General features: G+C 47.9%; 10 protein-coding genes and 1 pseudogene. 10 read left to right on the forward strand and 1 reads right to left on the reverse strand.

Going from position 1 to position 11,379, the window contains the following annotated elements; genetic code table 11:
- Positions 1–55 precede the first annotated feature (55 nt).
- From QEN31_RS12735 to QEN31_RS12765, 7 genes are all read left to right on the forward strand, one after another.
- Positions 56–415, forward strand: a complete 360-nt coding sequence (locus tag QEN31_RS12735) for a YdiL family protein (RefSeq protein ID WP_000980452.1) — start codon at positions 56–58, stop codon at positions 413–415.
- Between the two features lie 140 nt (positions 416–555).
- Positions 556–1,767: an MFS transporter gene (locus tag QEN31_RS12740; RefSeq protein WP_000797678.1), complete on the forward strand. Its 1,212-nt coding sequence runs from the start codon at positions 556–558 to the stop codon at positions 1,765–1,767.
- A gap of 363 nt (positions 1,768–2,130) precedes the next feature.
- Positions 2,131–3,366 carry an MFS transporter gene (locus tag QEN31_RS12745; protein WP_000081208.1) on the forward strand — a complete coding sequence of 412 codons (1,236 nt, stop codon included), beginning with the start codon at positions 2,131–2,133 and terminating at the stop codon, positions 3,364–3,366.
- 66 nt (positions 3,367–3,432) lie between these two features.
- Positions 3,433–4,299, forward strand: coding sequence for a quinate/shikimate dehydrogenase (gene ydiB / locus QEN31_RS12750; protein WP_000383490.1), 867 nt, complete (start codon positions 3,433–3,435; stop codon positions 4,297–4,299).
- Between the two features lie 44 nt (positions 4,300–4,343).
- Positions 4,344–5,102 (forward strand): type I 3-dehydroquinate dehydratase, encoded by a 759-nt coding sequence (gene aroD / locus QEN31_RS12755; RefSeq protein WP_000860225.1) that lies wholly within the window; start codon positions 4,344–4,346, stop codon positions 5,100–5,102.
- Positions 5,103–5,255: 153 nt separating this feature from the next.
- Positions 5,256–6,851, forward strand: coding sequence for an acyl CoA:acetate/3-ketoacid CoA transferase (locus QEN31_RS12760; RefSeq protein ID WP_000700599.1), 1,596 nt, complete (start codon positions 5,256–5,258; stop codon positions 6,849–6,851).
- A 13-nt stretch (positions 6,852–6,864) separates the two neighbouring features.
- A complete protein-coding gene (locus QEN31_RS12765) occupies positions 6,865–8,016 on the forward strand; it encodes an acyl-CoA dehydrogenase (protein ID WP_000347819.1) in 1,152 nt (383 codons plus the stop codon).
- A gap of 75 nt (positions 8,017–8,091) precedes the next feature.
- Here QEN31_RS12765 and QEN31_RS12770 read toward each other — a convergent pair.
- A pseudogene (locus QEN31_RS12770) lies at positions 8,092–8,526 on the reverse strand (helix-turn-helix transcriptional regulator); the annotation flags it as partial.
- Between the two features lie 57 nt (positions 8,527–8,583).
- On the opposite strand from QEN31_RS12770, the gene QEN31_RS12775 reads away from it, so the two are divergent.
- The 3 genes from QEN31_RS12775 to QEN31_RS12785 all read left to right on the forward strand — a co-directional run bounded on the left by QEN31_RS12775 (position 8,584) and on the right by QEN31_RS12785 (position 11,355).
- A protein-coding gene (locus QEN31_RS12775) for an IS1-like element IS1B family transposase (RefSeq protein ID WP_095033700.1) occupies positions 8,584–9,281 on the forward strand; the annotation gives its coding sequence in 2 pieces (ribosomal slippage) (positions 8,584–8,833 and positions 8,833–9,281; 699 coding nt in all).
- 352 nt (positions 9,282–9,633) lie between these two features.
- The gene (locus QEN31_RS12780; protein ID WP_000692105.1) at positions 9,634–10,398 is read left to right on the forward strand and encodes an electron transfer flavoprotein; all 765 of its coding nucleotides are present in this window, start codon (positions 9,634–9,636) and stop codon (positions 10,396–10,398) included.
- Positions 10,399–10,419: 21 nt separating this feature from the next.
- On the forward strand, positions 10,420–11,355 hold the full coding sequence (locus tag QEN31_RS12785) for an electron transfer flavoprotein subunit alpha (RefSeq protein WP_001015871.1): 936 nt from the start codon (positions 10,420–10,422) through the stop codon (positions 11,353–11,355).
- The last annotated feature ends 24 nt before the right edge of the window (positions 11,356–11,379 follow it).

Below are 11,379 nucleotides of genomic sequence, written 5' to 3' on the forward strand. Positions count from 1 at the left end.
ACGGTGTCGGTGGTGCTATTTATAGCATCACTTTTTTCATATAAAAGCCTAAAAAATGATGAACGCGTTAGAACTACAAGCACTACGGCGTATTTTTGATATGACGATTGAAGAATGCACAATCTATATCACCCAGGATAATAATTCGGCAACCTGGCAACGATGGGAAGCTGGCGACATACCCATCTCTCCAGAAATCATTGCCAGGCTAAAGGAAATGAAAGCCAGGAGACAGCGACGAATTAACGCCATTGTTGACAAAATAAATAACCGCATCGGCAATAATACAATGCGTTACTTCCCTGATTTATCTTCTTTTCAGTCCATTTATACAGAGGGGGATTTTATCGAGTGGAAAATTTATCAATCTGTTGCTGCCGAACTTTTCGCACATGATCTGGAGCGGCTGTGTTAGACGTAAACTTTATCGCCGCATCGTATTGATACCGGATAGAAAGCCACACAATCACGACATTGACTTGTCACCCTATCCAATATGCTTCCTGCCTGTGTATACCACTGTAACGTTCAGGCGGCATCTCTGAGTCAGATAATATGAAAAATCGTTATTTCCCTACCGCTGTAGGGTTGTATTTTAATTACTTTGTACATGGCATGGGGGTTATCCTGATGAGCCTGAACATGTCATCGCTTGAACAGCAATGGCATACCAGTGCCGCAGGCGTATCTATTGTGATCTCTTCGCTTGGTATTGGCCGGCTAAGCGTTTTGTTAATCGCCGGTATGCTTTCCGATCGCTTTGGTCGCCGTCCTTTTATCATTCTGGGGACCACCTGTTACCTGATTTTTTTCATTGGCATTCTTTATGCTCAGACGATTTTTGTCGCTTATGCCTGTGGCTTTTTAGCGGGTATGGCCAACAGTTTTTTAGATGCAGGTACCTATCCCAGTTTGATGGAAGCCTTCCCTCGCTCCCCCAGTACGGCAAATATTCTGATCAAAGCATTTGTCTCTGGCGGGCAATTCTTGTTGCCCATTATTATCAGTTTATTAGTCTGGGCTAATATGTGGTTTGGCTGGTCCTTCCTGCTTGCCGGGGCGATCATGCTTATTAATGCTCTGTTTTTATTACGCTGCCCTTTTCCACCCTATCCTGGTCGGATATTGAAGCCCAAAATCTCGCAAGCGCCAGTCACAGGCGTACATCATTGCTCCCTCATCGATCTTATCAGCTACACCCTTTATGGCTATATCTCGATGGCAACCTTTTATCTTATCAGCCAGTGGCTGGCGCAGTATGGACAGTTCGTCGCAGGAATGTCGTATACCCAATCCATCAAACTGTTAAGTATTTATACCTGCGGATCGCTACTCTGCGTTTTTATTACCGCCCCGCTGGTCAGAAAAACAATTCGCTCTACCACATTATTGATGTTTTATACCTTTATCTCTTTTATTGCGCTTCTGACGGTCTGCCTGCATCCTCAGACCTATATTGTTATGATCTTCGCATTCGTCATTGGATTCTCTTCCGCCGGTGGCGTAGTACAAATCGGCCTGACGCTGATGGCGTCCCGTTTTCCACAGGAGAAAGGTAAAGCGACCGGTATTTATTACAGCGCCGGCAGTATCGCGACGTTCACTATTCCGTTGATCACAGCGCGGATTTCAGAAATGAGCATTGCACATATTATGTGGTTTGATACCGGTATCGCCGCAGTGGGATTTCTCCTCGCACTGTTCATCGGTTACCGAAGTCGGGCTGAATCACAACATCACGCTGAAGCAGCGTCAACCGCGCAATAAATGTTAGCGTGCCAGTTGCAATATTATTGCCTTGCTATGCAAAATAAAACGTTAGCCATTATCACCGGGAAACAAAAAATGTAATTTTCGTGTTAATTATTATTCATTATCTTCACACTTATCAGAAAAATTGCGATGAGCATCACGAGTTATATGTATTAAACAACAAATTCGCAGCAATTTTTATATTTCCTGGCTAACAAATGAAATGCTATCAATGCAATAAACCTGGCATTTTAAACGCCATGTTATGTACATATAACGACAGTACCGACTTATAGTGTTACTGAACAATCGCTGCATGTAGTAAAGCAGTAATAAGCAGGACATTGAATCAAACCATCAGCAAGGAGCTGTGAACAAATGTCTCAGAACAAGGCTCGCAACATGCCATATTTGCTGGCTGTTATCTGCATTTATTTTAGTTACTTTCTCCACGGCATGAGTGTTATTACACTAGCCCAGAACATGACCTCCCTTGCACAGAAATTCTCCACGGATAGTGCCGGTATTGCCTATTTAATCTCTGGCATTGGTCTTGGTCGTCTGGTCAGTATTTTATTCTTTGGCGTACTGTCCGATAAATTTGGCCGTCGGGCAATAATACTGCTTGGCGCCGTACTATATATGCTGTTTTTCTTCGGTATTCCCGCCAGTCCTAACCTGATGATCGCTTTCATATTAGCGGTGTGTGTCGGCGTGGCGAACTCCGCGCTGGATACCGGCGGATACCCTGCATTAATGGAGTGTTTTCCCAAAGCATCGGGCTCGGCAGTTATTCTGGTTAAAGCGATGGTCTCTTTTGGGCAAATGATTTATCCCCTTATCGTCAGCGCCTTGCTAGTCAACCATATCTGGTACGGCTACGCGGTGGTAATCCCCGGTATCCTTTTCGTCCTCATCACGTTGATGCTGTTGAAAAGCCGTTTTCCCAGCCAACTTGTCGATGCCAGTATTGCGAAAGAATTACCCCAGATGAACAGTACTCCCCTCGTCTGGCTGGAAGGCGTAGCTTCCGTTTTATTTGGCGTCGCCGCGTTCTCAACCTTCTATGTGATTGTGGTCTGGATGCCTAAATATGCGATGGCCTTCGCCGGAATGGCGGAATCCGACGCGCTGAAAACCATCTCTTATTACAGTATGGGATCGTTGGTTTGCGTGTTTATTTTTGCCGCATTGCTGAAAAAAATGGTTCGCCCCATCTGGGCCAATGTTTTCAATGCCGGGCTGGCGACAATCACCGCTGCGGCAATTTACCTGTATCCCTCTCCACTGATCTGTAATGCTGGCGCCTTCGTGATTGGTTTTTCCGCTGCTGGAGGTATTTTACAATTAGGCGTATCGGTAATGTCGGAATTTTTCCCTAAGAGTAAAGCTAAAGTCACCAGTATATATATGATGATGGGGGGCGTAGCTAACTTTCTTATCCCACTGATTACCGGTTATCTCTCTACTATTGGCCTGCAATATATCATTTTGTTAGATTTTGCCTTTGCACTACTGACATTTATCACCGCCATTATTGTATTTATTCGCTATTATCGCGTATTTAAGATCCCGCAAAACGATGTCCGATTTGGCGAGCATTATTTCCAGTAAAAATGTTAACGATGCGCAACAGGCATGCGCCCTGCTCTGCACTGTCCACTTATTAAGGAGTATAAAATGGATGTTACCGCAAAATATGAATTAATTGGTCTTATGGCGTATCCTATCCGTCATAGCTTATCGCCCGAAATGCAAAACAAAGCGTTAGAAAAAGCGGGGCTACCGTATACCTATATGGCTTTCGAAGTGGATAACACGACGTTTGCCAGCGCCATTGAAGGACTGAAAGCATTAAAAATGCGCGGTACGGGCGTCTCCATGCCAAACAAACAGCTCGCGTGTGAGTATGTCGATGAATTAACGCCAGCAGCAAAACTGGTTGGCGCTATCAACACCATTGTTAACGATGACGGCTATCTACGCGGCTACAACACGGATGGTACGGGCCATATTCGGGCAATTAAAGAAAGCGGTTTCGATATGCGGGGAAAAACCATGGTGCTGCTCGGCGCGGGAGGCGCGGCTACCGCCATTGGCGCCCAGGCAGCTATTGAAGGCATTAAGGAAATTAAACTGTTTAACCGTAAAGATGACTTTTTCGAAAAAGCGGTTGCCTTTGCGAAGCGGGTGAATGAAAACACTGATTGTGTCGTTACCGTCACCGATCTTGCCGATCAGCACGCTTTTACTGAAGCGCTTGCCAGCGCAGATATTCTGACGAACGGCACCAAAGTTGGCATGAAACCATTGGAGAACGAATCCCTGATCGGCGATGTTTCCCTGCTCCGCCCTGAATTGCTGGTCACCGAATGTGTTTATAATCCGCATATGACAAAGTTATTGCAGCAGGCGCAACAAGCTGGTTGCAAAACAATTGATGGTTACGGCATGTTGTTATGGCAAGGAGCCGAACAGTTTGAACTGTGGACAGGAAAAGCGTTTCCATTGGACTATGTAAAGCAGGTGATGGGATTCACAGCCTGACCGGTAAAATTATAATTGCGACGAATGACAATGAAGGGTACCAAATGAAAACCGTAACTGTAAGAGATCTCGTGGTTGGCGAAGGCGCGCCAAAGATCATTGTGTCGCTAATGGGAAAAACCATTACCGATGTGAAATCGGAAGCACTCGCCTACCGTGAAGCGGATTTCGATATTCTGGAGTGGCGCGTTGACCATTTTGCCAACGTGACAACGGCGGAAAGCGTACTTGAGGCCGCCGGCGCCATCCGGGAGATTATTACCGATAAACCCTTGCTATTTACCTTCCGCAGCGCGAAAGAAGGCGGCGAACAGGCGCTAACCACCGGACAGTATATCGATCTGAATCGTGCAGCGGTTGACAGCGGTCTGGTCGATATGATCGATCTTGAGCTTTTTACCGGCGACGATGAGGTGAAAGCCACCGTCGGCTATGCTCATCAACACAATGTTGCGGTGATCATGTCTAACCATGATTTTCATAAAACGCCCGCAGCGGAAGAGATTGTTCAGCGTCTGCGTAAAATGCAGGAACTGGGCGCTGATATTCCGAAGATCGCCGTCATGCCACAGACTAAAGCCGATGTCCTGACCTTACTTACCGCCACTGTAGAAATGCAGGAGCGCTATGCGGATCGTCCGATTATTACCATGTCGATGTCGAAAACCGGGGTAATATCTCGTCTTGCCGGCGAAGTGTTCGGTTCTGCGGCAACGTTTGGCGCGGTGAAAAAAGCATCTGCGCCGGGACAAATATCGGTAGCCGATCTGCGTACCGTATTAACTATATTGCACCAGGCGTAATACTTTATCGTGTGGCGGAATATTCTCTTTCTGCCACAATAAAATAAATAGTTATCTGACATGAATATGTTCCATATTCATTGAAAGCCGCTGTCTTTATTACCTTAACACGGTTATATCGATATTGTTTTCAGGGATAATAGTGGAGTAAATATGAAAATCAATAAGCCATCACGCATTAATGGCCGCGTTCCCGTGCTCTCTGCACAAGAAGCAGTAAATTATATTCCAGATGAGGCCACTTTATGTATTCTGGGCGCAGGCGGCGGTATTCTCGAAGCGACAACATTAATTACCGCACTGGCAGATAAATATCAAACAACCCAGTCACCACGAGATTTATCTATTATTAGCCCTACCGGATTAGGTGACCGCGCCGATCGCGGCATCAGCCCGCTGGCGCAGGAGGGACTGGTAAAATGGGCGCTATGCGGACATTGGGGGCAATCTCCCCGTATTTCTGAACTGGCTGAACAAAATAAAATCGCCGCCTATAACTACCCACAAGGCGTATTAACCCAGACGCTGCGCGCCAGCGCCGCACACCAGCCGGGTATTCTGAGCGATATCGGTATTGGTACCTTTGTCGACCCTCGCCAACAGGGCGGAAAATTAAACGACGTGACTAAAGAAGATCTCATTAAGCTGGTAGAGATCGATAATAAAGAATATCTCTATTATAAAGCGATAGCGCCTAATGTGGCTTTTATCCGCGCCACCACCTGCGACAGCGAAGGCTATGCATCATTTGAAGATGAGGTGATGTATCTTGATGCGCTGGTGATCGCCCAGGCCGTTCACAATAATGGCGGTATTGTAATGATGCAGGTGCAGAAAATGGTAAAAAAAGCCACGCTGCATCCAAAATCCGTGCGTATTCCCGGCTATCTGGTGGATATTGTGGTTGTCGACGCCGACCAGACGCAACTCTATGGCGGCGCGCCGGTGAACCGATTTATCTCCGGGGATTTCACTCTTGATGATAGTACGCAGCTTACCCTACCCCTTAATCAGCGCAAGCTGGTAGCCCGACGCGCGCTGTTTGAAATGCGTAAAGGCGCGGTAGGCAATGTGGGCGTAGGCATTGCCGACGGTATTGGTCTGGTCGCTCGCGAGGAAGGCTGCGCCGATGACTTCGTGCTGACCGTAGAAACTGGCCCGGTGGGCGGTATTACCTCTCAGGGCGTGGCCTTCGGCGCTAATGTCAACACCCGCGCGATCCTTGATATGACCTCACAATTTGATTTTTATCACGGCGGTGGGCTCGATGTCTGCTATTTAAGTTTTGCCGAAGTGGATCAACACGGTAATGTCGGTGTACATAAATTCAACGGCAAAATTATGGGCACCGGCGGGTTTATCGATATTAGCGCAACGTCGCAAAAAATTATTTTCTGCGGAACTCTGACGGCCGGAAGTTTAAAAACTGAAATTACCGATGGCAAATTAAATATTCTGCAGGAAGGTCGCGTGAAAAAATTCGTCAGCGAACTGCCGGAAATTACGTTCAGTGGAAAAATTGCGCTTGAGCGCGGGTTAGACGTGCGTTACATCACTGAACGTGCGGTTTTCACTCTCAAACAAGATGGCCTGCATTTAATTGAAATTGCGCCTGGCGTCGATCTGCAACGGGATATTCTTGACAAGATGGATTTTTCACCGGTTATCTCACCAGATTTAAAACTGATGGACACAAGATTATTTACCGATAGCACTATGGGATTCACGCTTCCTGACGCAACACATTAAAAGGAGTACAAATATGGATTTTTCATTAACTGAAGAACAAGAACTATTACTGGCCAGTATTCGCGAGTTAATCACCAGCAATTTTCCGGAAGAGTATTTCCGTACCTGCGATCAAACGGGCACCTATCCCAAAGAATTTATGCAGGCGCTGGCGGAAAACGGTATTTCGATGCTGGGCGTCCCGGAAGAATTCGGCGGCATTCCGGCTGACTATGTAACGCAAATGCTGGCGCTGATGGAAATCTCAAAATGCGGCGCTCCGGCCTTTTTGATTACCAACGGCCAATGCATTCACAGTATGCGCCGTTTTGGTTCCGCAGAACAACTGCGTAAAACAGCAGAAAGTACTCTGGCCACCGGCGATCCAGCATATGCGCTAGCCTTAACAGAACCTGGCGCGGGCTCTGATAATAATAGCGCCACAACAACCTGGACGCGTAAAAACGGCAAGGTTTATCTTAACGGCCAAAAAACATTTATCACCGGTGCAAAAGAATATCCTTACATGCTGGTTCTGGCGCGCGATACGGAGCCAAAAGATCCTAAAAAAGCGTTCACGCTTTGGTGGGTGGACTCAAATAAACCGGGCATAAAGATTAATCCGCTGCACAAAATTGGCTGGCACATGTTGAGTACATGCGAAGTTTATCTCGATAATGTCGAGGTGGACGAAAGCGACCGGGTCGGTGAAGAAGGCATGGGTTTCCTCAATGTCATGTACAATTTTGAGATGGAGCGTTTGATTAATGCGGCGCGCAGTACAGGTTTCGCCGAATGCGCATTTGAAGATGCCGCCCGTTACGCCAACCAGCGTATCGCCTTTGGTAAACCCATCGGCCATAACCAGATGATCCAGGAAAAGCTGGCGTTAATGGCCATCAAAATCGAAAACATGCGCAATATGGTGTTGAAAGTCGCCTGGCAGGCCGATCGGGAAGAGTCACTGCGTACCAGCGCCGCGCTGGCTAAGCTGTACTGCGCACGCACAGCGATGGAAGTGATTGACGATGCGATTCAGATTATGGGTGGGCTTGGTTATACTGACGAAGCCCGTGTCTCCCGCTTCTGGCGCGATGTTCGCTGCGAACGTATCGGTGGCGGCACGGATGAAATTATGATCTATGTGGCAGGACGCCAGATTCTGAAAGACTATCAGAACAAGTAAGGATCGTACCGGAACGTCTTATTCGGCCTGACTGCTTTACGGCATCAGGCCGAATAAATCAGATATATTTCGCCGTCAGGTATTTGGCAGCAAATACGCCTGCTCAACCAGACTATTTTTAAATTGCTTACGATAATCGTTGGGAGAACATCCTACATGCCGCATAAACAATTTGGCAAAATGGTCCACATTTTCATATCCTACCCGCCATGAAATTTCTGCCAGTGGCGACTCAGTGTTTGTCAGCGCAAACTTGGCCTCGGTCATACGTCGTTGAATAACATAGTTGATAGGGGATATATGATATTCTTTGGCAAATTCATGGCATATATAACTGACGCTGGCGCGAAATTTTTTCGATAGCTGGTCAAGCGTGATTTTCTCACGATAATTATTATTGAGATAAACAAGTACATCCTTAATTAATACATCTTTTTTAATGTAACCTTGTTCAGAACGATAGGCGTTTTTAAAATTTTCATAGTAAAGTGCGGTCAGAGTGTAAGCAAATGGGTGATGCTGCCAACTTACTGATTTAGTGTATGATGGTGTTTTTGAGGTGCTCCAGTGGCTTCTGTTTCTATCAGCTGTCCCTCCTGTTCAGCTACTGACGGGGTGGTGCGTAACGGCAAAAGCACTGCCGGACATCAGCGCTATCTCTGCTCTCACTGCCGTAAAACATGGCAACTGCAGTTCACTTACACCGCTTCTCAACCCGGTACGCACCAGAAAATCATTGATATGGCCATGAATGGCGTTGGATGCCGGGCAACCGCCCGCATTATGGGCGTTGGCCTCAACACGATTTTCCGCCATTTAAAAAACTCAGGCCGCAGTCGGTAACCTCGCGCATACAGCCGGGCAGTGACGTCATCGTCTGCGCGGAAATGGACGAACAGTGGGGATACGTCGGGGCTAAATCGCGCCAGCGCTGGCTGTTTTACGCGTATGACAGGCTCCGGAAGACGGTTGTTGCGCACGTATTCGGTGAACGCACGATGGCGACGCTGGGGCGTCTTATGAGCCTGCTGTCACCCTTTGACGTGGTGATATGGATGACGGATGGCTGGCCGCTGTATGAATCCCGCCTGAAGGGAAAGCTGCACGTAATCAGCAAGCGATATACGCAGCGAATTGAGCGGCATAACCTGAATCTGAGGCAGCACCTGGCACGGCTGGGACGGAAGTCGCTGTCGTTCTCAAAATCGGTGGAGCTGCATGACAAAGTCATCGGGCATTATCTGAACATAAAACACTATCAATAAGTTGGAGTCATTACCTGCAGACAGCTCAGATTACCTGTCGATAGCGTATTATCAGACAAAAATACATAGCCGACATATCTTTGATGTTTTCTTTTAACCTCACAGAAACAACATCGCACGTTTCATGTTAAAAAATGATGATATGCTTCGCACTTATTATTCTCACTACCGTATTTATATTTTTATGACGCCCTTTTCAGATGGTTGCTAACGATTCTCTGTTCGCAGATTTTTTGTGCAAGATTGTTGGCAAGGAAAACAGATTGACCCATCGTAAACCTCTTCAGACTGCCGCAGACTATTTTCAGTCAGATTTACGTTACTTATCCGCACGCGACTCACTGGAGATGCAATGAAAATAATAACCTGCTTTAAGTTGGTGCCTGAAGAACAGGACATTACCGTGACCCCGGAGCATTCGCTCAATTTTGATCGTGCCGAGGCCAAAATCAGCCAGTTTGATTTAAATGCAATTGAGGCCGCCGCGCAGTTAGCTGGCGGTGGCGACGAGATCGCCGCGCTCACCGTCGGCGGCTCTCTGTTACAAAATTCAAAAGTCCGCAAAGATGTGTTATCCCGCGGGCCAGATGCGCTTTTCATGGTTCAGGATGCGCAAATGGAGCACGCCCTGCCCAAAGAAACCGCGCTGGCGCTAGCATCCGCGGCGGAGAAAATCGGCTTTGACCTGTTGCTCTTTGGAGAGGGCTCCGGCGATATTTATGCCCAACAGGTGGGCCTGCTGACTGGCGAACTCCTGAAACTCCCCGTCATCAACGCAGTAAGCCATATTCAACGCGACGGCGACAAAATCATCGTTGAACGCACACTGGAAGAAGACGTTGAAATTATCGAGCTCACGCTGCCCGCGGTGCTTTGCGTGACCTCAGATATTAACGTTCCACGCATCCCGTCAATGAAAGCCATTCTCGGCGCCGGGAAAAAAGCCGTTACGTCGTGGCTGGCGAGCGATATCCACTGGACCCCAACCACGCCAATGGCGGAACTGGTCGCCATCTCGGTACCGCCGCAGACAGAACGCAAGCATATCATTCTCGATAACGATTCGCCGGAAGCCATTACCGCACTGGCCGACCATTTGAAAAAATCCCTGAACTAAGCCCAACGGAGAAAAATTATCATGAATCATTTAGCTAACGTATGGGTATTTAGCGATAACGTAGAGCGTTATGCCGAATTAATGACCGGCGCGCGGCAGTGGGGAGAAAAAGTTTACGCCATCGTGCAAGGAAACACGGATATCGACTACGTGAAAGCGCTTGGCGCTGATGAGATAGTCATTCTTGAATCGCATACGGATTTGCAGCGCGTGGAAAACTATGCCGAAACGCTGGCCTCGTTATTAGGCGACCAAAATGGGCTGCTGCTCATGGCGGCGACCAAGCGCTGTAAAGCGCTGGGCGCCCGGCTGAGCATCCAGCTTGACGCCGTGATGGTGAACGACGCGACGTCTATTGACCTCCTCGACGGGACGCTACACGCAGAGCATCGCATGTACGGCGGACTTGCTTTCGGCAAAGAGAAATTAAACAGTCCGCAGGCGATTATTACGCTGGCACCCGGCGTACTGGAACCCGCCGCCCCTCTCCCCGGTCATACTTGCCCGCAGACCACGCTGGCATATATTGCCCCACGCCACGAGGTATTGTGCCAGCAGCGGCGCGCGAAATCGTTAAGCAGCGTCGATTTGAGCAAAGCCAAACGGGTCATCGGCGTAGGACGAGGTCTGGCGGCGCAAAGCGATCTGGATATGGTGCATAAACTGGCGACCGTCCTCGGCGCAGAAGTGGGCTGTTCCCGCCCCATTGCGGAAGGTGAAAACTGGATGGAACGTGAGCGTTATATTGGCGTATCCGGCGTTCTGTTGAAATCCGATCTCTATCTGACGCTGGGCATTTCCGGCCAAATTCAACATATGGTGGGTGGAAACGGCGCAAAAATTATTGTCGCAATTAACAAAGATAAAAACGCGCCCATTTTCAATTATGCCGATTATGGCCTGGTGGGCGATATCTATAAGGTTGTTCCTGCCCTCATCGACCAGTTAAGCCGCTAATTCCTTTTTCAACGCACATCTCCC

It is taken from the genome of Salmonella sp. SA15303 (genome assembly GCF_029962125.1).
In the GTDB taxonomy this organism is placed as follows: domain Bacteria; phylum Pseudomonadota; class Gammaproteobacteria; order Enterobacterales; family Enterobacteriaceae; genus Salmonella; species Salmonella enterica.

Coding starts and splice junctions, on each gene's coding strand:
- ydiB (WP_000383490.1), top strand. CDS start 3,433: ATGGATGTTACCGCAAAATATGAATTAATTGGTCTTATGGCGTATCCT.
- QEN31_RS12760 (WP_000700599.1), top strand. CDS start 5,256: ATGAAAATCAATAAGCCATCACGCATTAATGGCCGCGTTCCCGTGCTC.
- aroD (WP_000860225.1), top strand. CDS start 4,344: ATGAAAACCGTAACTGTAAGAGATCTCGTGGTTGGCGAAGGCGCGCCA.
- QEN31_RS12765 (WP_000347819.1), top strand. CDS start 6,865: ATGGATTTTTCATTAACTGAAGAACAAGAACTATTACTGGCCAGTATT.
- QEN31_RS12780 (WP_000692105.1), top strand. CDS start 9,634: ATGAAAATAATAACCTGCTTTAAGTTGGTGCCTGAAGAACAGGACATT.
- QEN31_RS12785 (WP_001015871.1), top strand. CDS start 10,420: ATGAATCATTTAGCTAACGTATGGGTATTTAGCGATAACGTAGAGCGT.
- QEN31_RS12745 (WP_000081208.1), top strand. CDS start 2,131: ATGTCTCAGAACAAGGCTCGCAACATGCCATATTTGCTGGCTGTTATC.
- QEN31_RS12740 (WP_000797678.1), top strand. CDS start 556: ATGAAAAATCGTTATTTCCCTACCGCTGTAGGGTTGTATTTTAATTAC.
- QEN31_RS12735 (WP_000980452.1), top strand. CDS start 56: ATGATGAACGCGTTAGAACTACAAGCACTACGGCGTATTTTTGATATG.